General features: G+C 72.9%; 18 protein-coding genes. 15 read left to right on the forward strand and 3 right to left on the reverse strand.

The genetic code is table 11. The annotated features are described in order from the left end of the window. The first annotated feature begins 7 nt into the window (after positions 1 to 7). On the forward strand, positions 8 to 340 hold the full coding sequence (locus N4G70_RS22615; RefSeq protein WP_120722622.1) for a (2Fe-2S)-binding protein: 333 nt from the start codon (positions 8 to 10) through the stop codon (positions 338 to 340). Positions 341 to 452: 112 nt separating this feature from the next. Here the strand turns inward: N4G70_RS22615 and N4G70_RS22620 are convergent, their stop codons facing one another. Next, complete coding sequence (locus tag N4G70_RS22620; RefSeq protein WP_261714517.1) at positions 453 to 866, reverse strand: pyridoxamine 5'-phosphate oxidase family protein; 414 nt, start codon at positions 864 to 866, stop codon at positions 453 to 455. Positions 867 to 995: 129 nt separating this feature from the next. Here N4G70_RS22620 and clpB point away from each other — a divergent pair, with 129 nt between their 5' ends. Both clpB and N4G70_RS22630 read left to right on the forward strand, forming a co-directional pair. Continuing rightward, positions 996 to 3,596 carry an ATP-dependent chaperone ClpB gene (gene clpB / locus N4G70_RS22625; protein ID WP_261714518.1) on the forward strand — a complete coding sequence of 867 codons (2,601 nt, stop codon included), beginning with the start codon at positions 996 to 998 and terminating at the stop codon, positions 3,594 to 3,596. Between the two features lie 121 nt (positions 3,597 to 3,717). Next, a complete protein-coding gene (locus N4G70_RS22630; RefSeq protein WP_261714519.1) occupies positions 3,718 to 4,263 on the forward strand; it encodes a YbjN domain-containing protein in 546 nt (181 codons plus the stop codon). A 13-nt stretch (positions 4,264 to 4,276) separates the two neighbouring features. Here N4G70_RS22630 and N4G70_RS22635 read toward each other — a convergent pair whose 3' ends face one another. Both N4G70_RS22635 and N4G70_RS22640 read right to left on the reverse strand, forming a co-directional pair. Further along, a complete protein-coding gene (locus N4G70_RS22635) occupies positions 4,277 to 5,386 on the reverse strand; it encodes a hypothetical protein (RefSeq protein ID WP_261714520.1) in 1,110 nt (369 codons plus the stop codon). Positions 5,387 to 5,629: 243 nt separating this feature from the next. Continuing rightward, entirely contained in the window at positions 5,630 to 6,844 is a 1,215-nt protein-coding gene (locus N4G70_RS22640) for a pyridoxal phosphate-dependent aminotransferase (protein WP_261714521.1), read from the reverse strand. Positions 6,845 to 7,693: 849 nt separating this feature from the next. Here N4G70_RS22640 and N4G70_RS22645 point away from each other — a divergent pair. The 12 genes from N4G70_RS22645 to kynU all read left to right on the forward strand — a co-directional run bounded on the left by N4G70_RS22645 (position 7,694) and on the right by kynU (position 20,992). Then, positions 7,694 to 8,218: a DUF2617 family protein gene (locus N4G70_RS22645; protein ID WP_261714522.1), complete on the forward strand. Its 525-nt coding sequence runs from the start codon at positions 7,694 to 7,696 to the stop codon at positions 8,216 to 8,218. Between the two features lie 84 nt (positions 8,219 to 8,302). Then, positions 8,303 to 9,928 (forward strand): polyamine aminopropyltransferase, encoded by a 1,626-nt coding sequence (locus N4G70_RS22650; protein WP_261714523.1) that lies wholly within the window; start codon positions 8,303 to 8,305, stop codon positions 9,926 to 9,928. 99 nt (positions 9,929 to 10,027) lie between these two features. After that, a complete protein-coding gene (locus N4G70_RS22655; RefSeq protein WP_261714524.1) occupies positions 10,028 to 10,957 on the forward strand; it encodes an SRPBCC domain-containing protein in 930 nt (309 codons plus the stop codon). An 81-nt stretch (positions 10,958 to 11,038) separates the two neighbouring features. Next, on the forward strand, positions 11,039 to 11,827 hold the full coding sequence (locus N4G70_RS22660; RefSeq protein ID WP_261714525.1) for an aldose 1-epimerase: 789 nt from the start codon (positions 11,039 to 11,041) through the stop codon (positions 11,825 to 11,827). Positions 11,828 to 11,854: 27 nt separating this feature from the next. Further along, positions 11,855 to 12,403 carry an orotate phosphoribosyltransferase gene (gene pyrE / locus N4G70_RS22665; protein ID WP_261714526.1) on the forward strand — a complete coding sequence of 183 codons (549 nt, stop codon included), beginning with the start codon at positions 11,855 to 11,857 and terminating at the stop codon, positions 12,401 to 12,403. Positions 12,404 to 12,689: 286 nt separating this feature from the next. Next, the gene (fbaA, locus tag N4G70_RS22670; RefSeq protein WP_261714527.1) at positions 12,690 to 13,712 is read left to right on the forward strand and encodes a class II fructose-bisphosphate aldolase; all 1,023 of its coding nucleotides are present in this window, start codon (positions 12,690 to 12,692) and stop codon (positions 13,710 to 13,712) included. A gap of 115 nt (positions 13,713 to 13,827) precedes the next feature. After that, positions 13,828 to 14,976 carry a MalY/PatB family protein gene (locus N4G70_RS22675; RefSeq protein WP_261714528.1) on the forward strand — a complete coding sequence of 383 codons (1,149 nt, stop codon included), beginning with the start codon at positions 13,828 to 13,830 and terminating at the stop codon, positions 14,974 to 14,976. Between the two features lie 310 nt (positions 14,977 to 15,286). Then, the gene (locus N4G70_RS22680) at positions 15,287 to 16,744 is read left to right on the forward strand and encodes an MFS transporter (protein WP_261714663.1); all 1,458 of its coding nucleotides are present in this window, start codon (positions 15,287 to 15,289) and stop codon (positions 16,742 to 16,744) included. A gap of 496 nt (positions 16,745 to 17,240) precedes the next feature. Beyond that, the gene (locus N4G70_RS22685) at positions 17,241 to 17,654 is read left to right on the forward strand and encodes a DUF3151 domain-containing protein (RefSeq protein WP_261714529.1); all 414 of its coding nucleotides are present in this window, start codon (positions 17,241 to 17,243) and stop codon (positions 17,652 to 17,654) included. A gap of 388 nt (positions 17,655 to 18,042) precedes the next feature. Continuing rightward, entirely contained in the window at positions 18,043 to 18,846 is an 804-nt protein-coding gene (locus N4G70_RS22690) for a DUF3152 domain-containing protein (protein WP_261714530.1), read from the forward strand. Positions 18,847 to 18,948: 102 nt separating this feature from the next. Next, entirely contained in the window at positions 18,949 to 19,809 is an 861-nt protein-coding gene (locus tag N4G70_RS22695; RefSeq protein WP_399036461.1) for a tryptophan 2,3-dioxygenase family protein, read from the forward strand. Beyond that, positions 19,802 to 20,992 (forward strand): kynureninase, encoded by a 1,191-nt coding sequence (gene kynU / locus N4G70_RS22700; RefSeq protein ID WP_261714531.1) that lies wholly within the window; start codon positions 19,802 to 19,804, stop codon positions 20,990 to 20,992. Before N4G70_RS22695 ends, kynU begins: the two co-directional genes overlap by 8 nt. Positions 20,993 to 21,108 lie beyond the last annotated feature (116 nt).

Below are 21,108 nucleotides of genomic sequence, written 5' to 3' on the forward strand. Positions count from 1 at the left end.
CTGTCGCATGAGCTTCCCGCCCGATGACCGCACCTTCCGCCGCGAAATGGCCACGGCCTACCGTTCGGGGTGGCATTTCATCGACCTCGCCACCGCGGTTCCGCACCGTGGCGATTCGTTGATGGTCACCCTGCTCGGTGAGCCCATCCTGATCGCCCGTGAGGACGACGAGGACGTCCGCGCCTACCGGTGCCTGCGCCGACCGCGCGGGGCACCGCAGCCCATCCGCTGCGTTGTCCGGTACGGCATGGTCTTCGTCAATCTCGACCAACGTGACCACCAGCTTTTCGAGTCGGAGGCTCAACCCGATTCATCCACCGCCACCCCCCGCAGTGCCTGACGCGATCCCCCGTCGTTGTACATCGCGCAGGCGCTTCCCCCACACAGCGGCGCCATCGTGGACCTGAACACGGTGGCGCCGCTGTGCTGCCCGGACCGTTTCGGCCGGCCCGTCAGACGTTGCCCATCGCCCGGGTCAGCCTGACCTCGATCAGCACCCGGTCCGGGTTCTCCCGCGGGGCCCGCTGATAGCGCTCCTCGTACCGCTTCTCCGCGTCCGCGATCAGCTCGGGCTCCGTGCGCACGAACGCGCGGCCCTCCAGCGTCGCCCAGCGCCTGCCCTCCAGTTGGCAGAGCGCCACCCGCGCCCCTTCCGGATCGGCCTCGACCGCCGCCAGGACGTGGGCGACCTTGCGGCTGAACCGGTTGGTGATGATCCGGGCGAGCCCCGCCTCGGGGTCGTACGTCGCCCCCACCGGCACCACATGCGGCGAGCCGTCCGGCCGCTGCGTCGTCAAGGTGCAGATGTGGCGCTCGCGCCAGAAGCTGAGATAGGCGCTGTCGGGCGCGTGTACGTCTTTGGCCATGGCCAGAAACCTAGCGGCAGCTTTTCCTTTTCCCTGCCTTGAGCGGAATGGGCTCAACTTTGTGTACGTTGGAAGAGTCATAGGTACTGCCGCCACGCCCAGACGTACGACGAGGAGGAGCGAACGCACGTGGATGCCGAGCTGACCAACAAGAGCCGGGACGCGATCAACGCCGCGAGCAGCCGGGCCGTCGCCGGGGGCCACCCGGATCTGACCCCCGCGCATCTGCTGCTCGCCCTCCTGGAGGGCCAGGACAACGAGAACGTCGTCGATCTGCTGGCCGCGGTGGAGGCCGACCAGGCCGCCGTGCGCTCCGGCGCCGAGCGGATCCTGGCCGCGCTGCCCAGCGTGACCGGCTCCACCGTCGCCCCGCCCCAGCCCAACCGCGAACTGCTCGCCGTCATCGCCGACGCCGCGCAGCGCGCCAAGGAGCTGGGTGATGAGTACCTGTCCACCGAGCACCTCCTGATCGCCCTGGCCGCCAAGGGCGGGCAGGCCGGTGAGATCCTCTCCGGGCAGGGGGCCACCGCCAGGAAGCTCCTGGACGCGTTCGAGACGAGCAGGGGAGGGCGCCGGGTGACCACACCGGACCCGGAGGGTCAGTACAAGGCGCTGGAGAAGTTCGGTACGGACTTCACGGCCGCCGCCCGCGAGGGCAAGCTCGACCCGGTCATCGGCCGGGACCAGGAGATCCGCCGGGTCGTCCAGGTCCTGTCGCGCCGCACCAAGAACAACCCGGTGCTCATCGGCGAGCCCGGCGTCGGCAAGACCGCCGTCGTCGAGGGCCTCGCCCAGCGCATCGTGAAGGGCGACGTACCGGAGTCGCTGAAGAACAAGCGCCTCGTCTCGCTCGACCTGGGGGCCATGGTCGCCGGCGCCAAGTACCGCGGCGAGTTCGAGGAGCGCCTCAAGACGGTCCTCTCCGAGATCAAGGAGAGCGACGGCCAGATCATCACGTTCATCGACGAGCTCCACACCGTCGTCGGCGCGGGCGCCGGCGGTGACTCGGCGATGGACGCGGGCAACATGCTCAAGCCCATGCTGGCCCGCGGCGAGCTGCGCATGGTCGGCGCCACCACCCTCGACGAGTACCGCGAGCGCATCGAGAAGGACCCGGCCCTGGAGCGCCGCTTCCAGCAGGTGCTGGTCGCCGAGCCGTCCGTCGAGGACACCATCGCCATCCTGCGCGGCCTCAAGGGGCGCTACGAGGCCCACCACAAGGTGCAGATCGCGGACGGCGCCCTGGTGGCCGCCGCCACCCTCTCCGACCGGTACATCACCTCGCGCTTCCTGCCGGACAAGGCCATCGACCTCGTCGACGAGGCCGCCTCCCGGCTCCGTATGGAGATCGACTCCTCGCCGGTCGAGATCGACGAACTCCAGCGTTCCGTCGACCGGTTGCGCATGGAGGAGCTGGCGCTGAAGAACGAGACGGACGCCGGCTCGATCCAGCGCCTGGACAAGCTCCGCAAGGACCTCGCCGACAAGGAGGAGGAGCTGCGCGGCCTCACCGCCCGCTGGGAGAAGGAGAAGCAGGGCCTCAACCGGGTCGGTGAGCTGAAGGAGAAGCTCGACGAACTGCGCGGCCAGGCCGAACGCGCCCAGCGCGACGGCGACTTCGACACCGCCTCCAAGCTTCTGTACGGCGAAATCCCGGGCCTGGAGCGGGAGTTGGAGGAGGCCGCCGAGGAGGAGGCCGAGCAGGAGAAGTCCAAGGACGCCAAGGACACCATGGTCAAGGAGGAGGTCGGCCCCGACGACATCGCCGATGTGGTGGGCGCCTGGACCGGCATCCCCGCGGGCCGCCTCCTGGAGGGCGAGACGCAGAAGCTGCTGCGCATGGAGGACGAGCTCGGCAAGCGCCTGATCGGCCAGTCCGAGGCCGTGCGGGCGGTCTCCGACGCGGTGCGCCGCACCCGGGCCGGCATCGCCGACCCCGACCGGCCCACCGGCTCGTTCCTCTTCCTCGGCCCCACCGGCGTCGGCAAGACCGAACTCGCCAAGGCGCTCGCCGACTTCCTGTTCGACGACGAGCGGGCCATGGTCCGCATCGACATGTCGGAGTACGGCGAGAAGCACAGCGTGGCCCGGCTGGTCGGCGCGCCCCCCGGCTACGTCGGTTACGAGGAGGGCGGCCAGCTCACCGAGGCCGTCCGCCGCCGCCCGTACTCGGTGGTGCTGCTCGACGAGGTCGAGAAGGCGCACCCCGAGGTCTTCGACGTCCTGCTCCAGGTCCTCGACGACGGGCGCCTGACCGACGGGCAGGGCCGCACCGTCGACTTCCGCAACACCATCCTGGTGCTGACCTCCAACCTCGGCAGCCAGTACCTGGTCGAGCCCTCGACCAGCGAGGAGGAGAAGAAGCGGCAGGTCCTGGACGTGGTGCGGGCCTCCTTCAAGCCGGAGTTCCTCAACCGCCTCGACGACCTCGTGGTCTTCTCCGCCCTCACCAAGGACGAGCTGTCCCACATCGCCGAGCTCCAGATCGGCCGGCTCGCCAAGCGCCTCGCCGACCGCCGCCTCACCCTGGAGGTCACCCCCGAGGCGCTGGCCTGGCTCGCCGAGGAGGGCAACGACCCCGCGTACGGTGCGCGCCCGCTGCGCCGCCTGATCCAGACCGCCATCGGGGACCGGCTCGCCAAGGAGATCCTGGCGGGCGAGGTCACCGACGGCGACACGGTCCGGGTGGACCGGTTCGAGGACGGGCTGATCGTGGGGGCCGCGCAATAGCGTCGATCCCGCCACCCGGACCCGATTCGGTCAGCCCGCAGCGGATACCCGGGGGCGGGGGTTGCCACCCCTGCCCCGCCATGGGGGAGGATGACCGGAACCGTACGAAGGAAGATTCACGATGAGCATCGACCCGTCCTCGATTCCGAATTTCGGGGCTCAGCAGGGCCCGCAGTCCGGCGGCGGCCAGCCGTCCGGGCCCATCGTTCCCGACCAGGATCTGGTGAAGCAGCTCCTGGACCAGATGGAGCTCAAGTACGTCGTGGACGACGAGGGCGACCTCGCCGCGCCCTGGGAGGATTTCCGTACGTACTTCATGTTCCGCGGCGAGGAGGACCAGCAGGTCTTCTCGGTGCGGACGTTCTACGACCGGCCGCACAGCATCGACGACAAGGTCCAGATCCTGGAGTCGATCGACGACTGGAACCGCCGCACCCTGTGGCCCAAGGTCTACACGCACACGCACGACGACGGCACGGTCCGCCTCATCGGCGAGGCGCAGATGCTGATCGGCACGGGCGTCGCCCTGGAGCACTTCGTGTCCTCCGTGGTGAGCTGGGTGCGCGCCTCCATCGAGTTCGACAAGTGGCTGATCGAGCAGCTCGGCCTGGAGAAGGACGTCGACGGCGAGCAGGGCGAGGGGTCCGGCGAGCCGGACTCCGAGTGAGGCACCCCGCCTCTCACAGCGCCATGGTGGCCAGCGTCAGCAGATAGGCCCCGTAACAGAACGAGAGCCCGGCCAGGGCGACGGTGACCGTGACCGCCGCCCGGGGCCGGGCTTTCGTCAGTGCCAGCGCCACCGGAACCAGCAGGGGAAACGCGGGCAGCAGGAACCGGGGCTTGGACTCGAAGAAGCCGGCCCCGCCGACCGCGATCACCACCAGCACCCCGGTGTACACGAGCAGCGGCAGCGCGGGCCGCTCCAGGACGAACAGCACGAACAGCACCACCATCACCCCGGTCAGCACCGCCGCCATGGAGAAGCCCAGGTCGTACGGGGTGGTCGCGAGCCGCTTCAGGAAGCGCAGGGTGCCCGCGCCGAAGTCGAAGCGGGAGGTCCAGCCCGCCTGCACCGAGAAGTAGCCGCCGAACAGGTCGCCCTCGCGCACCCCGACCCACAGCACATAGCCGCACCAGCCGGCCGGCGCGAGCAGCCCGCCCGCCCACGGCCGCCAGGAGCGCCGCTCGCCGCGCCACAGCTCGTGGCCCGCCGCCACGAGCACCGCGGCCGCCACCGCCACCGCGTTGGGCCGCGCGAGCCCGGCGAGCAGCGCGAGCGAGCCCGCGCACAGCCAGCGGCGCTCCAGGACCGCCCACAGCGACCAGGCCGCCAGCGCCGTCATGACCGGCTCGGTGTACGCCATCGACAGGACCACGGCGTGCGGCAGCAGCCCCCACAGCAGGACCATGAGGGTGGCGACCCGGCGGCCGTACAGGCGCTCCCCGATCAGATGGATCCCCCAGGCCGCCGCGCCTGTCGCCGTCCAGGACAGCAGCAGCCCCGCGGTGCCGCCCGTCACCGGCAGGACGGCGGTCACGGCGCGGATCAGGCCCGGGTAGAGCGGGAAGAACGCCAGATCGCTCTGGACCGCGCCGTCCGGCCAGAACAGGGTGCGGCCGTAGCCGTGGGCGGCGATGCGGGTGTACCAGTCGGCGTCCCAGGCGGTGGCGAGCCGGGCCCGCGGCGAGAGCCCCCGGTGCCAGGCCGCGGCCGCGAACACCAGCAGCCCGGTCAGCCGCACCGCGACGAACAGGCCGAGCGCGGGGGCCGCCCGGCGCAGGGCGGCCACCCAGGGCGGGGTGCTGGTGAGGCCGCCGGCCCGTCGGCCGCGGGTGTGAGCGGTGATCTCGGCGGACAGAAGGCACCTCCGGGCGCGCGTGGTCGGTCAGACCGACCATCGGCACGGATCCCGGACAGCGCGACCGCAGCGCCCCCGACCGGGTGGAAGTCCCCCCGCCCGGCGGTGCCCACGCGTGTCGCGCCGCCCTCGGCGACGGACCGCGCCAGGGGCGGCACGCCCCGCGGAGCGCCCCTACCCGGCCAGTGACTTGAGCCGGGTGACGGCCTCTTCGAGGACCGCCGTCCGCTTGCAGAAGGCGAACCGGACGAAGGGCGCGCCCTGGTCGCGGTGGTCGTAGAAGACCGCGTTCGGGATGGCCACGACGCCGCAGCGCTCGGGCAGGGCGCGGCAGAACGCGAAGCCGTCGCTCACGCCCAGCGGCCGGATGTCGGTGGTGACGAAGTAGGTGCCGGCCGGCCGGAACACCCCGAACCCCGCCGCCGCGAGCCCCGCGCTCAGCAGGTCGCGCTTGGCCCGGTGGTCCGCGCGGAACCCGTCGAAGTAGCTGTCCGGCAGGCGCAGCGCCTCGGCCACCGCGTACTGGAAGGGCCCCGACGCCACATACGTCAGGAACTGCTTGGCCGAGCGGACCGCGGCCACCAGCTCGGGGGAGGCGGTGATCCAGCCGACCTTCCAGCCCGTGAAGGAGAACGTCTTGCCCGCCGAGCCGATGGTGACCGTGCGCTCGCGCATGCCGGGGAAGGAGGCGAGCGGGATGTGCTCGGCACCGTCGAAGACGAGGTGCTCGTACACCTCGTCGGTGACCACCAGCAGATCGCGCTCACAGGCGAGCTCGGCGACCGCGGCCAGCTCGGCGCGGGTCAGCACCGTGCCGGTCGGGTTGTGCGGGGTGTTGAGGAGGATCAGGCGGGTGCGGGGGGTGACGGCCGCGCGCAACTCGTCCAGATCCAGCGCGAAGTGGCGCTGCCCGGCATCGCCGCCGGGTGCCGCGGCGGGGCGCAGGGTGACGGGCACGCGGGTGCCACCCGCCATCGCGATGCACGCGGCGTACGAGTCGTAGTACGGCTCAAGGGCGATGACCTCGTCGCCCGGCTCCAGCAGGGCCAGCAGGGACGCGGCGATCGCCTCGGTGGCGCCCGCGGTGACCAGGACCTCCCGGTCCGGGTCGTAGGCCAGGCCGTAGCGGCGCTGCTGGTGCTCGGCGATCGCGGTGCGCAGTTCGGGGACGCCGGGGCCGGGCGGGTACTGGTTGCCGTGGCCCTCGCGCAGCGCGCGGACCGCGGCCTCCCGTACCGCCTCGGGCCCGTCGGTGTCGGGGAAGCCCTGGCCGAGGTTGATGGACCCGGTCCGCTGGGCGAGAGCGGACATCTCGGCGAAGATCGTCGTCCCGAAGTCGGCGAGGCGGCGGTTGAGGAGAGGGCGCGCGCTGGAGGTCATGACGGCCATCCTGCGGGCAACCTCTGGAGTTGCTCAAGTGTGCTTTGGCGCCGGGTGGCCGAGGGCATCCCCCTTCCACGCGGGCCGACGGGGGACCCGCACCACGGAAGGACGGTGGGGGATGGGCATCGCGATCGGGATGGGGATCCTGGCACTGGTCGTGCTGGGTGTCGCGGTCGGTTCGGCGGCGCGGCGGCGGCGGGCGGGGCTGCGCCGGGGTCCGGCGTCGTCGCGCCGGAGGAGGGCCGCGGCCTCGTCCGCGGGGGCGTCGAGCTGGTGGGCCGGGGGCTCGGACGGCACGAGCTCGTCCTGCGGAAGCGGAAGCGGCGGCCACCACGGCCACGGGGGCGGGCACTCCTGCGGCGGCGGGCACTCCTGCGGGGGCGGAAGCCACTCCTCCTGCGGCGGCGGATCCTCGTGCGGGGGCGGCGGAGGCTGCGGTTCGAGCTGAGGGACCCATATGGCCCAACACCCCCGGACAAGACCCGACGGCCCCCGCACGGACCGGGCGGCGGGTCGTCCGGAGCGACGGGCGGCGGTTCACGGGCGGTCGCGGCTGACACGGGGCAGCCGATTCCGCCGGTGACCGCGCCCGTTGTGCGCCCGGTCGGTCACGCCCGGCCGGGCGCCTTCTTTCACGCCTGTAGTTGAACGTTTGAACCGAGTGGCCCCCGAGGGGATGGAAACCCCATCAAGTTGGGTAAAAAAGCTGTGAGCGCCGCGCACTTCATGATTCCCTCGCAGATGAGAAACCACGCACCTCGGACATCGGGCGATCAGAGAGCGGCCCCCCGTCCCGCGTTTCCGAGGAGACCTCGGTCACCCACCCGCCACATGTGTGTTTTGCGGAGCCCACCCATGCTCACGACCCTCCAGACCGCCTATACCGACACGCGTGCCGCCGACCTCGCCTGGGCGCTGGGCCGCGAGCCGCTGCCCGCCCTGGCCGTCCTCGACCTCGAACTCTCCGGCGCCAAGCTCCAGTTGAGGCTCCTCGGCGCCTCGCACCAGGTGCTCCTCGACGAGGAGCGCGGCACCTGCTCGGAGACCGTCGCCTGTATGCCCGGCAGCAGTACGCCACTGCCGCTCGGCGTGGCGAAACGTCTCGGGGACTGGGACTACGAGTTCGCCGCGCGTGTCGAGACGCTCTCGCACGGCTCGTTCGCGGGCCGCGCCCAGGAGCTCCTGGCCCTCGTCGCCGACCACCCCAACGGACTCGCCGGAACGTTTCCGGGATCGCCGCACGCGTTCACGGCGATGCTCGCGCAGCGCGGCGAGGGGCAGGTGTGGTGGCGCACCTGGCACGCCTACCCGCAGGAGGGCCAGCTCGTGGTGACCCGGACCCGGGTCGGCGTCCGGGTGGCCGCGCCCGCCGGCCTCTGAGGCGCTCGATTCGCCGCCGGTTGGCTCCAGTTGCACCCGTGTGGGTGACAGGATGCGAACGGAGGGTCACGTAGCGTTCGCATCATGATCGAACCGCTCCCCGCTCCCGTGAGTAGTGCGCGGTCGGGCCGGTTCCTCGTCCTGGCCGTCGTGTTCATCTGCGCCGCCTGCGGGCTCGTGTACGAGCTCGAACTGGTCGCCCTCGCCTCGTACTTGATCGGTGACTCCGTCACCCAGGCCTCCGTGGTCCTCTCGGTGATGGTCTTCGCCATGGGCGTCGGCTCGCTGCTCGCCAAGCGGCTGCGCTGCCGGGCCGCCGTCGGCTTCGGCCTCATCGAGGCCGCCCTCGCCCTGGTGGGCGGCTGCTCGGCGATCGTGCTGTACGCGACGTTCGCCTGGTCCGGCGGCTCGCGCTACGCGCTGGTCGCCTTCTCCCTCGCGATCGGCATGCTCATCGGGGCCGAGATTCCCCTCCTGATGACCCTCATCCAGCGGGTCTCGCGGCGCGCCGCGGGCGACGCGAGCGGCACGGTGGCCGACCTGTTCGCCGCGGACTACGTGGGCGCCCTCGTCGGCGGCCTCGCCTTCCCGTTCCTGCTGTTGCCCCAACTCGGCCAGCTCACCAGCGCCTTGCTCACCGGCTCGGTGAACGCGGTCGCGGGCGGCGCGCTCGTGCTGCTGCTCTTCGGGCGCGACCTGTCCCCGCGTGCCCGCTGGGCCCTGCTCGGCGCCAACGCGCTGGTCCTGCTGGTGCTCGCCCTGACCACCGCCATGGTCGACGACTTCGAACAGGCCGCGCGGCGCGCCGTGTACGGCGGCCAGGTGCGGGTCGCCGTCCAGACCAGCGTCCAGGAGATCGTCCTCACCGGAAAGGGCGGCGCCCCGCTCGACCTGTTCCTCGACGGACGGCTGCGCATCAACGGCCTCGACGAGTCCCGCTACCACGCGGCCCTGGTGGGCCCCGCGCTCGACGCGGGCCCGCACGGCCGCGTCCTGATCCTGGGCGGCGGCGACGGCCTGGCCGCCCGCGAAGTGCTGCGCCACCGGGACGTGCGCTCGGTGACCCTCGTCGAACGCGACCCGGGCCTGCTCCAACTGGCCCGCGACGACGTGCGGTTGGCGGACCTCAACGCCCACGCCCTGCGCGACCCGAGGCTGCGCCCGGTGACCGGGGACGCCTTCGGCTGGCTGCGCGGCGAGGGCCGCCTGTCGGGACCGTACGACGTCGTCGTGTCCGACCTGCCCGACCCCGGCATCACCGCCAGCACCAAGCTGTACTCGCAGGAGTTCTACGGGCTCGCCTCCCGGGTCCTGGCGCCCGGCGGCCGGCTCGTGGTGCACGCGGGGCCGGTGGCGGGCCGGCCGCGCACGTTCTGGACGGTCGCCTCCACGGTGCGGGCGGCCGGGCTCACCACCTTCGCCTACCGGGCCACCGGGCGCAGCGCCGGATTCACCGCGGGCCCCGACCGGGCCCTCGGCTCGGCGAAGTCCCCGCACGACTGGGGCTTCGTCCTGGCGGCCCGCCCCGCCCCGCACTCGTTCGCCGCGGGAGCCACCCCGGCCCGGCCCGGCGCCGGCACCCGGCCCGGCGCCGGTGCCGAGGCCGGTGCGGGGGTGCGGCTGCCGCCCGGGAGTCTGGCGCTGACCCCGCCCCGGGAGGCGGCCGGATACCCGCCCTCGACGCTGGTGCACCCCCGCTACGCGGACTGAGGCGCAGGTGCGGCCCAGGGGCGGCGGGGTCGTGCGCGGGGCGCGATCGGGGCCGCGTTGGCGCAGACGCGACGGCCGGTGCTGAGTAGGCTCAGGACCATGGAGCATGAGGCGTTCGTTCCGGTTGAGACGCAGTCCCTGCGGCAGACGCTGCGCGATCCCGGCCGGGTCGCGCGCTGTGTGCCGGGGTTCCAGCAGGATGCGGGCGAGCCGCCCATCGCGGGCCGTCTGAAGGTCCGCCTCGGCGGCCACACCATCACCTACCGGGGCGCCCTGCGCGTCACCGAGCGGGACGGTGACGTGTTCGCCCTGGAGGGCGAGGGCGTCGAGGTCCGCGGCGCGGGCGCCGCCAAGCTCACCCTGACCGTACGGCTGGCGGCGGCCCCCGGCGGCACCACCCTGGCCTTCGCGGGCACGGCGCTCGCGGAGGGCCGCGCCACCGAGGTGCCGCACGAGGCCGCCACCGCCTCGGCCCGGCGCCTCCTCGACCGGTTCGCGGCCCAGCTCGCCGACCCGGCCCGTACGGAGCAACCGGGGTCGGCGGACCTGGCGGCCGCGGCCGACGAGCCCCTGGCCCCCGCGGAGGCGGCCGACACGGACCTCAACACCGACCTGGACCCGGACGCCCCGGCGCGCCGGTCCCCGGGCCCCGGCGACGCCACCCCGGACCTCGACGCGGTGCCCGGATCCGGCCCGGTCCCGGCCGACGAACTCGGCGCCATCCTGGGGGAGGAGAACCTCGCGTCGGTCTTCGACGCCGAGGTGCCGCCGCCCTCCCTCGACCCGCTCGCCGACGACGAATTCGCCATCGAGGTCGGCGCGCCCGCCGAGGCCGCGCACGCCCGCCGCACCATGATCGGCCGCAGCGCCGAGGAGGTCGACCACGCCCCGCCGCGCGGCCGTTACGCCCCCGTGCCCGCGCCCTCGGGCAGCAACGCCGGTGCCACGCTGCGCTGGGCCGCGCCGGCCGCGGCCCTCGCGCTCGCCTCCGCGGTCGTCGTCGGGCGGGCCCTTCGGCGCCGGCGCTGAGTCCGTCCGGCGCCGCGCACTTCGCGCCCCACGCGCGAGCGCCCGCCCCACACCGGCGGGCCACCGGCTAGGGTCGACGGCGTGAGCAGTGACCAGATCAAATTGGGCGTCGGCGCCGCTGAATTGACCGTCGACGCGGGCAACGGCTGCCGGATCAGCAGCCTGGTGATCGACGGCACCGAGGTGCTGCGCCAGGGCGACAAGTACGGCTGCTTCCCGATGGTGCCGTGGTGCGGCCGCGTCGAGAACGGCCAGTTCCGCGACGGCGGGGTGAAGTACCAGCTCCCCCTCAACTCACCGCCGCACGCCATCCACGGCACCGGCCGCGACCACGCGTGGCACACCGCGCGGGTCTCGGACACCGAGGCCGTGTTCACCTACGAGCTGACCGACCCCTGGCCGTACACCGGCCGGGTCACCCAGATCTTCGAGCTGACCCCGGACGCGCTGACCGTGCGGATGGGCGTGGAGACGTACGACAACTCCTTCCCGGCGCAGGTCGGGTGGCACCCCTGGTTCGTGCGGGAGATCGAGGGCAGCCGGGTCGGGCTCGCCTTCGACGCCGCGTGGCAGGAGGAGCGCGGCGACGACCACCTGCCCACCGGACGGCGGATCGAGCCGCTGCCGGGGCCCTGGGACGACTGCTTCGGGATGCCCGACGGCGTCGATGTCACCCTCACCTGGCCCGGCCGCCTCGAACTGAAGGTGACCAGCCCCGGCGAGTGGGTCGTCATCTACGACGAGCAGGCCGAGGCGGTCTGTGTGGAGCCGCAGTCCGGCCCGCCCAACGGCCTCAACACGCTGCCCCGCCTGGTCACCCCGATCGAACCGCTGGAGCTGGCGACGACCTGGAGCTGGCGGCGCCTCTGAGCCGGCGGCGCCTTTAAGCTGGCGGGCATGACTGATGTACGTGCTGACCTGCTCCAGCAGATCAAGGACAAGGCCGTGGTGCACGGCAAGGTGACTCTCTCCTCGGGAATCGAGGCCGACTACTACGTCGACCTGCGCCGGGTCACCCTTGACGGCGCCGCCGCGCCGCTGGTCGGCCAGGTGATGCTCGACGTCACGGCCGACTTCGACTTCGACGCGGTCGGCGGCCTGACCATGGGCGCCGACCCGGTGGCCGGCGCGATGCTGCACGCCGCCGCCGCCCGCGGCCGCACCCTGGACGCCTTCGTGGTCCGCAAGGCCGCCAAGGCGCACGGCATGCAGCGCCAGGTCGAGGGTCCGGACATCAAGGGCCGCCGGGTCCTGGTCGTCGAGGACACCTCCACCACCGGCGGCTCGCCGCTGACCGCCGTCGAGGCGGTCCGCGCGGCCGGCGCCGAGGTCGTCGCCGTCGCGACCATCGTGGACCGCGCGACCGGCGCCGCCGAGAAGATCACCGAGGGCGCGGGCGTGCCCTACGTCTTCGCCTTCTCCTCGGACGAGCTGGGCCTGGCGTAGGCGCGTCCGGGCCGTCGAGGGTGTGCGTCCGGGCGCGTCCCGGGCGTACACGGGGCCGATCCGGGGAGCGGAACTCATGACCTAGGTCCCGGGCCCACGGCGTCCTCCCTCCTGACCTGCGCGTTTTTCCGAGGGCGGGCTGTTTCACGTGAAACAGCCCGCCCTCGGTGCGTCCACCGGGTGGAGCCGCTGTCAGAGTCTGGAAAGATAGGCCGCGACGATGACGTCGCCCCCAGGTCAGGGCCAGCACATATCGCACACCCCGCACATCACAAGGAGCGGACAGATGCCCATCGCAACCCCCGAGGTCTACAACGAGATGCTCGACCGGGCGAAGGCAGGCAAGTTCGCCTACCCGGCCATCAATGTGACCTCGACCCAGACCCTGCACGCTGCGCTGCGCGGCTTCGCGGAGGCCGAGAGCGACGGCATCATCCAGATCTCCACCGGTGGTGCGGAGTTCCTGGGTGGCCAGTACAACAAGGACATGGTCACGGGCGCGGTCGCCCTGGCCGAGTTCGCGCACGTCGTCGCCGCCAAGTACGACATCACGGTCGCGCTGCACACCGACCACTGCCCCAAGGACAAGCTGGACGGCTACGTCCGCCCGCTCCTGGAGGTCTCCGCCGAGCGCGTGGCCAAGGGTCTGAACCCGCTGTTCCAGTCCCACATGTGGGACGGCTCCGCCGAGACCCTCGCGGACAACCTGGCCATCGGCCAGGAGCTGCTCGCCAAGGCCGCCGCTGCGAAGATCATCCTTGAGGTCGAGATCACCCCGACCGGTGGCGAGGAGGACGGCGTCAGCCACGAGATCAACGATGAGCTGTACACGACCGTCGACGACGCGCTGCGCACCGCCGAGGCCCTGGGCCTGGGCGAGAAGGGCCGCTACCTGCTCGCCGCGTCCTTCGGCAACGTCCACGGCGTCTACAAGCCGGGCAACGTCGTGCTCCGCCCCGAGCTGCTCAAGGACCTTCAGGCGGGCGTCGCCGAGAAGTACGGCAAGCCCTCGCCGTTCGACTTCGTCTTCCACGGCGGCTCGGGCTCCTCGGCCGAGGAGATCGCGACGGCCCTGGAGAACGGCGTCGTGAAGATGAACCTCGACACCGACACCCAGTACGCCTTCACCCGGCCGGTCGCGGACCACATGTTCCGCAACTACGACGGCGTCCTGAAGGTCGACGGCGAGGTCGGCAAGAAGTCGACCTACGACCCGCGCACCTGGGGCAAGCTCGCCGAGGCCGGCATGGCCAAGCGCGTGACCGAGGCGTGCGCGAACCTGCGCTCGACCGGTACGAAGCTGAAGTAGGCGCTTCTCGTTCGCCGATGTTCGTTCAACGGCGGCGAACCTCCGCCTATGGTCGTTCGGGCCCGGCATCCCCTCGCGGGGGTGCCGGGCCCGTGCCGTTTCCAGGGGAGGCCCCATGACCACGTACGACTTCGACACACCCGTTGACCGGCGCGGCACCTGGAGCGTCCAGTGGGACGGGGCGGCCGAGCGGTTCGGGGCGGAGGGGCTGCTGCCGTTCACCATCTCCGACATGGACTTCCGCTGCGCGCCACCGGTGCTCGCGGCGCTCCAGGAACGCGTCGCGCACGGCGTGTTCGGCTACACCGACTGGCAGAACGACGAGTTCCGTTCGGCGGTACGCGACTGGTACCGCGACCGGCACGACACGGAGCTGGACACCACGCGGCTGGTGTACGCCCCGTCCGTCCTCAGCCAGCTCTCGCAGCTGCTGCGCATGTGGACCGAACCGGGTGACGCGGTCGTCGTCCACACCCCGGTGTACGACGGCTTCCGCAAGACGGTCACCGGGCTCGGCCGTGAGCTGCGCGAAGTCCCGCTTGACGACCCGGCGGCCCTGGAGGCGGCGCTGGCCGGTCCGCGCGCCCGGGTGCTGCTCCTGTGCTCGCCGCACAACCCGACGGGGCGGGTGTGGACGGAGGCGGAGCTGACCTCCTTCGCCTCGCTCGCGGCGCGGCACGCGGCCACGGTGATCAGCGACGAGATCCACGCGGACTTCGTCCACGACGGCCACCGCCATCTGCCCTGGACGCACTTCGGACAGGGCCGCTGGGCGCTGCTCACCTCCGGCACCAAGTCGTTCAACTTCCCGGCGCTGACCGGCTCCTTCGGCATCATCGGTGACGCGGCGGACCACGCCGAGTTCGTGCGCCGCATGCAGACGGGCGAGGGCCTCGGCTCCCCCGCGGTCCTCTCGCTGACCGCGCACATCGCGGCGTACCGGGAGGGGGCGGAGTGGCTGGACGCGGTGCGGGCGTATGTGGCGGGGAACCTGGAGCTGGTCGCCTCGACCCTCAACTCGGCGTTCCCCGAGCTGAGTTGGGCCCCTCCGCAGGCCGGGTACCTCGCGTGGATCGATCTGCGGGCGCTGGGGGTGGAGGAGGCGGCGTTGCAGCGGGAGCTGGTGGAGGGGGAGGGGGTGGCCATCATGCCGGGTGGGGTGTACGGGGCGCCGGGGTTCGTTCGGCTGAACGTGGGGTGTGCGCGGGGGAAGGTGGAGGCGGGGGTTTCGGCGTTGACGCGGGCGCTGGCTCGGCGGGCCTGAGGTTCTCCCCACCCCGCCCCTTCCCGAGACCCTCCGGGGGATGCGGTTCGGCTGCGGGCCGTGGGTGGCTGGTCGCGCAGTTCCCCGCGCCCCCTAAAACCCCCGGTCGACCGCGGACCGTGCCCGCTTCTCGCGCAGTTCCCCGCGCCCCTCAACTGCTCGGTGCGGGCCAGCATCGACGCACCTCAGCCTGTCCGGCGATTGAGGACGAGCGCCCTTGAGGCGCGATACGGGGTCTGGGGCGGAGCCCCAGGGGGTTTGAGGGGAGGGGAGGGTGGGGGACAGGTGGGCTGTGGCGGACAACGTACGCATGGGCACCCGCCCCGCCCGCCGGGTGCTGCTCACCACCGTTCTCGGCTCGGGCATGGCCCTCCTCGACTCGACCGTCGTCAACGTCGCCCTGCCCCACATCGGCACCGACCTCGACGCCGACATGGCCGTCCTGCAATGGACCGTCAACGCCTACATGCTCACCCTGGCCGGCCTCATCCTGCTGGGCGGCGCCCTGGGCGACCGGTACGGACGGCGGAAGGTGTTCGTGATCGGGGTGGTGTGGTTCGCCGCCGGGTCGCTGCTGTGCGGCCTCGCCCCCACCGCCGGCGTGCTCATCGCCGCCCGCGCCCTCCAGGGCATCGGGGGCGCCCTGCTCACCCCCGGCTCCCTCGCCATCATCCAGTCGGGCTTCCACCCGGACGACCGGGCCCGGGCGGTGGGCGTGTGGTCCGGGCTCGGCGGGGTCGGCGCGGCCGTGGGCCCGTTCCTCGGGGGCTGGCTGGTGGACGGCCCCGGCTGGCGCTGGGTGTTCCTGATCAACGTGCCGCTCGCGGCGGTCTGCGTGACCGTCGCCCTGCGCCACGTACCGGAGACCCGGGATCCGCGCGTCCACACCGGCCGCTTCGACGCGGGGGGCGCGGCCCTCGGCGCACTGGCCCTCGCCCTGGTGACGTACGCCCTGATCGAGGCGCCGGGGCAGGGGCCATCGGGTCTGGTCGTGGGGGCCGGGGTCGCCGGTCTCGGGCTGGGCGCGGCCTTCGTACGGCGCGAGCGGCGCCTCGCCGACCCGATGCTGCCGCCCGCCATCTTCCGCTCCCGGATCTTCACCGCGGTCAACTGCGTGACGGTGTGCGTGTACGCCGCCTTCGGCGGGTTCTTCTTCCTCGCCGCTCTCCAGCTCCAGGTCGTCGCCGGGTACTCGGCGCTCGGCGCGGGCGCGGCGCTGCTGCCGACGACGGCGCTGATGCTGCTGCTCTCGGCGCGGGCGGGCGAACTGGGCCGGCGGATCGGGCCGCGCCTCCCGCTCACCGCCGGGCCGCTGCTGTGCGCGGCCGGGATGCTCCTGATGCTGCGCGTCGGGCAGCACGCCTCGTACGTGACCGATGTGCTGCCCGCGCTCGTCGTACTCGGCCTCGGCATGGTCACCCTGGTGGCGCCGCTCACCGCGACGGTGCTGGCCTCGGTCGACGAGGGCCGGGCCGGGCTCGCCAGCGGCATCAACAACGCCGCCGCGCGCGCCGCGGGCCTGCTCGCGGTGGCCGCGCTGCCGCTGGCCGCGGGGATGGGCCCGGAGGCGTACCGGTCGGCGGCGGAGTTCGGGGCGACGTTCCGGCGGGCCATGCCGATGTGTGCGGGGGCGTTGGTGCTGGCGTCGTTGGTGGCGTTCCTGACCGTGCGGAGGGGGGTGGGGGTGGGGGTGGTGCCGGAGTGCCGGATGCAGTGCGGGGTGTCCGGGCCGGCCCTGGAGCCCGACCACGGCGACCCCGCGCCCTGACTCTTCCCCGGGGCTCCGCCCCGGGCCCCCTTTCGGTCCCCGGACCGCGTGGACCACTGGCGGGGTTGCCTGCGTCCCCGAACCCCCTTCGGCCTGCGGACCGTGCTCGCTTCTCGCGCAGTTCCCCGCGCCCCTGAACCCGCTTTCGTCCGCGGGCCGTGCGTGGCCGATCGCGCAGTTCCCCGCGCCCCTCAACCCTCTCGACTCTGCGGGCCGTGGGTGGCTGGTCGCGCAGTTCCTCGCGCCCCCAAAACCCCCTTTCATCTGCGGACCGTGCCCGCTTCTCGCGCAGTTCCCCGCGCCCCTAACTACTCGGTGCGGGCCAGCACAGGCCACCCCAGCCCGTCCGGCGATTGAGGACGAGCGCCCTTTAGGCGCGATACGGGGTCTGGGGCGGAGCCCCAGGAGGGGCGGAACCGACCAACCCTGCCGGGTGCGGGGGGACGGAAGCCCCCGGAGGGTCTCGGGGAGGGGCGGGGTGGGGGAAACTGGCCGCATGTCCATTCACGAGAACCTGCTCGGCGGCCCCGCCCCGACCCTGCTGCCCGACGACCCGGAGCCGCGTGAGCTGCTCGCCCAGGGCACCGCCCCCGCCGACGTCGCCGCGAAGTACCCCACCTCCTCCCTCGCCTGGGCCCAGCTCGCCGACGACGCGTTCGACGGTGGCCGCACCGTCGAGTCGTACGCCTACGCCCGTACCGGATACCACCGCGGCCTCGACTCGCTGCGCCGCGCCGGATGGAAGGGACACGGCCCGGTGCCGTGGGAGCACGAGCCCAACCGCGGCTTCCTGCGCGCCCTGCACGCCCTCGCGCGCGCCGCGCAGGCGATCGGCGAGGACGCCGAGTACGAGCGCTGCACGACCTTCCTGCGGGATTCCTCCGAGCTCGCCGCCGAGACCCTGGGCTGATCCACTCCCGGTCGAGAGGGAACGCCCGGGCCGTCCGTGACATCTGTATGGCTGACACGGACGGCCCGGTCCGCCGCGAGCACCACGCCCGCGCGTACCGGCCGGCATCGACAGGCTGGCGCGGAGGCCCCACTCCTCTCCCCCCAACTCCAGCCGGGGACCAGGGGAGAACTCCGTCTTGGGCAAGCGAGGCGCCCGCAGCACCACCAAGAGAACCGGCCGGACCGGCATCGGGAAAGGGACCCGCACCGCGAAAGGGACCCGCACCGCGGAAGGGACAGGCACCCGTACCGCGCACGGCACCCGCGCCGCAGGCCGACCCCGCGCAACCGACCGGCCCCGTACCGCTCCCGGCACCCCCACACGCACACGCATACGCGTCCCGCTCATGGTCGGAGCGGTCCTCGGGGTCGCCCTGATCGGCGGGGTCGCGGTCGCCCAGTGGCCCGGCGGGGGGCACAGGGCCGCCGTGGAGCCCGGCAACACCGTGGCGAGCCCCATGGAGGAGCAGTCCCCGCGACCCGTCGACCCGACGCCCGCCAAGGCCTCGGGCGACCCCGGCCGACAGGCCGACCCGAGCGGTTCGGACGGGTCGGACGGGTCGGACGGGCAGAAGGAAGCGCCCGTACCGCCCTCCGGACCCGGCACCTTCACCGCCGCCCGCGCCTCCGGAAAGACCGTCGGCACCGGTGGCCCGCTGCGCCGCTACCAGGTGCAGGTCGAGGACGGCGCGGGCGTCTCCGCCGCGCAGGCCGCCGTCGACGTCCAGGCGATCCTGTCCGACGGGCGCAGCTGGGCCGCGCACGGAAAGGGCCGTTTCCAGTTGGTCGCGGACGGCGCCGACGTCACCATCAAGATCGCCACCCCCAGGACCACCGACAAGCTGTGCGCCTCCGTCGGCGACACCGGCGGCGAGCTGAACTGCGAGGTCGCGGGCGGTGTCGTGGTCAACCTCAAGCGCTGGGTGAAGGGTTCCCCGCAGTACGACGGGCCGCCCGCCGAGTACCGCCATCTCATCATCAACCACGAGATCGGCCACCTGATCGGCTACCACCAGCACATGGGCTGCCCGGGCCCGGGCAGGGCCGCCCCGGTGATGATGCAGCAGATCAAGGGCCTCGACGGCTGCAAGTCCAACGCCTGGCCCTACACCGCGCAAGGGACCTTCGTCACGGGGCCCCCGGCGCCCTGACGAAGCGGGCGGAAGCGTGCTTATGATGCCGGTGGGGACCGGGGCTCCGATGCCGACCAAGGAAGGGGCGGACCGCTACCCGGACACATCGAGGAGACAGCGATGTCATCAAAGATGTCCGAACCGGTCACGCCGCCCGAGCGCGGCGGAGAGCCGGAGACCCCGAACCTGGACTTCGCGGGCACCACACCGTACGAGGACTACGTCCAGGCGGACGTGCTCACCCACCTCCAGCATCTGCGCTCGGACGACCCGGGCGAGATGGTCTTCCTGGTCACCACCCAGGTCATGGAGTTGTGGTTCACCGTCATCGTGCACGAGTGGGAGACCGCGTCGCGCGCGCTGCGCGAGGACCGGGTGCCGGTCGCGGTCGACGCCCTGAAGCGTTCGGTGCGCGAGCTGGAGGCGCTCAACGCCTCGTGGACGCCGCTGGCGCAGCTCACCCCCGCCCAGTTCAACTCCTACCGGTCCGCGCTCGGCGAGGGCTCCGGGTTCCAGTCGGCGATGTACCGGCGGATGGAGTTCCTGCTCGGTGACAAGTCGGCCTCCATGCTGGTGCCGCACCGCGGCGCCCCGCGCGTGCACGCCGAGCTGGAGAAGGCGCTCGCCGAGCCCAGCCTGTACGACGAGGTGCTCGCGCTCCTCGCCCGCCGCGGTTACGCCGTCCCGGCCTCCGTCCTCCAGCGCGACCTGACCCGCAAGTACGAGCCGAGCCCCGAGGTCGAGGCGGTCTGGGCCGAGCTGTACGCGGGCGACCAGAACGGTGAACTGGTGCGCCTGGGCGAGGCGTTGACCGATGTCGGCGAGCTCGTGTGGCGCTGGCGCAACGACCACCTGGTGGCGACCCGGCGCGCCATGGGCGCCAAGGCCGGCACCGGCGGCTCGGCCGGGGTGGCGTGGCTGGAGAAGCGGGCCGCCAAGAACGTCTTCCCCGAGCTGTGGACGGCGCGCAGCCATGTCTGAGGCGCTGGCCGGAAAGGCCGCGGCGCTGGACGCCGCAGACGAACTCGCCCCGCACCGCGCCCTGTTCGCGCTCGACGACGGTGTGGTCTACCTCGACGGGAACTCGCTGGGCGCGCTGCCCCGGCACGTCCCGGCCCGGATGCAGGACGTCATCGCCCGTGAGTGGGGCGAGTTGCGCATCCGCTCCTGGGAGGAGAGCGGCTGGTGGACCGCGCCGGAACGCATCGGCGACCGCATCGCCCCGCTCATCGGCGCGGACCGGGGCACCGTCGTGGTCGGCGACTCCACCAGTGTGAACGTCTTCAAGGCGCTGGTGGGCGCGGTGCGCCTGGCCGACGAGGACCGGGACGAGATCCTGGTGGACGCCTCGACGTTCCCCACCGACGGCTACGTCGCCGACTCCGCGGCACGCATGACGGGCCGTCGGCTGCGAGCCCTTGCCCCCGCCGACATCCCGGCCGCGCTCGGCCCGCGCACGGCGGCGGTCCTGGTCAACCACGTGGACTACCGCTCGGGCCGCCTCAACGACCTGCCCGCCATGACGGCGGCGATCCAGGAGGCCGGTGCCCTCGCCGTCTGGGACCTGTGCCACAGCGCGGGCGCGCTGCCCGTCGGCCTCGGCACGCACGGCGTCGACTTCGCGGTGGGCTGCACCTACAAGTACCTGAACGGCGGCCCGGGTTCACCGGCGTACCTGTACGTACGCGGCGACCACCAGGCCCGCTTCGACACCCCGCTGCCCGGCTGGAACTCGCACGAGGACCCCTTCGGGATGCGCTCGGCGTACGCGCCGGGCGACGGCGCGGTACGCGGCCGGGTCGGCACCCCCGACATCCTGTCCATGCTGGCCCTGGAGTCCGCCCTCGACGTGTGGGACGGCGTGTCCATCGAGGCGGTGCGGGCCAAGTCCCTCGCCCTGACGGACTTCTTCCTGGAGTGCGTCGAGGCGTACGTTCCGGCCGGGCGCGTGTCGTCGGTGACACCGGCCGCGCACGCGGAACGCGGCAGCCAGGTGTCGCTGCGCTGCGAGAAGGCGGACGAGGTGATGCGCGCCCTCACCGAACGGGGCGTGGTGGGCGACCACCGCCGCCCCGACGTCCTCCGCTTCGGCTTCACCCCCCTGTACGTGGGCTTCGCCGACGCGGAACGCGCGGCGGGGGAACTCGCCGCGCTGCTGGGCTGAGCCCCGGCTTCTCGCGGGGGCTCACGGTGTTGCTCGGCTGAGCCCTGGCTCCTCGGGCGCGGGCCGGCCGTGTTGCTGGGCTGAGCCCCGGCTCCTCGGGCGCGGGCCGGCCGTGT

This window comes from Streptomyces sp. ASQP_92 (assembly GCF_025399895.1).
Taxonomy (GTDB): Bacteria; Actinomycetota; Actinomycetes; order Streptomycetales; family Streptomycetaceae; genus Streptomyces.